The sequence below is a fragment of the Bradyrhizobium sp. NAS80.1 genome (assembly GCF_001908205.1).
Lineage (GTDB): Bacteria > Pseudomonadota > Alphaproteobacteria > Rhizobiales > Xanthobacteraceae > Bradyrhizobium.
Map to the genome: position 1 here is coordinate 1 of NZ_LGHL01000501.1, position 678 is coordinate 678.

General features: G+C 60.6%; 1 protein-coding gene. It reads right to left on the bottom strand.

All coding sequences use genetic code 11. The features are described from left to right. Nucleotides 1-625, bottom strand: a 625-nt coding sequence (locus tag AC629_RS44525; protein WP_143199973.1) for a hypothetical protein, incomplete at its 3' end; no start/stop codon positions are given. Nucleotides 626-678: the final 53 nt, after the last annotated feature.

The window sequence follows — 678 nt, forward strand, 5'->3', positions numbered from 1 at the left end:
AGATCAAGGAACCCGGTCCCCTGGTTTCAGTCTTACCGTCGACCGTGTTCGCCCCGGTGCCCGAAATGATGAAATAAAGAGCCGCGCCCGACCGATGGTGTGGCGGGTTGGACGGCATCTGTGCCGGAAATGTTACGCGGGTGAGATTGAGCTCATAGATGCCCGGCTTCAGGTCGGGAATAGGCTGCACCGTACGATACAGTTCTTTTACAGCGGCAGGTGGCGTCTCGGCAGGTCGACCCAAGTCGGCCGCGGAGACAAGAACGAAGTGGAGGAAAGTCGACGGGGCTCCGGTGCCCGCTGTGAGTGCCGCTGTCTTTCCGTTGGCGACAAATCGCCCCTCTCCGGTGTTGAGCATTTTGGTCTCGCCATCGAGAAACACCTCGGTCGATCCCGACATCTGGTAAAGGATGCCGTCGGCCTCTGACACGCTGCTCTTCTCGCCTGGCTGCAGGATGACACTGACGGCTTTGAAATGGAGCGGCGCGTCCACCACAATCGGCAGTGTGGTTGCAGCGATAACGGTCCGGGTAATTGCCGATGGGGCGGGCGTCGTTTGTGCTGCTCCGGGAGCGGGCAGTGCCATTGCGCCGAGCAGCAGGAGTGCTCTCGTCATGGACAGCATGACGGCCTCCCAGTTCACGGGATCATCGAACCAGCATACGCTTTTCCGGCGCC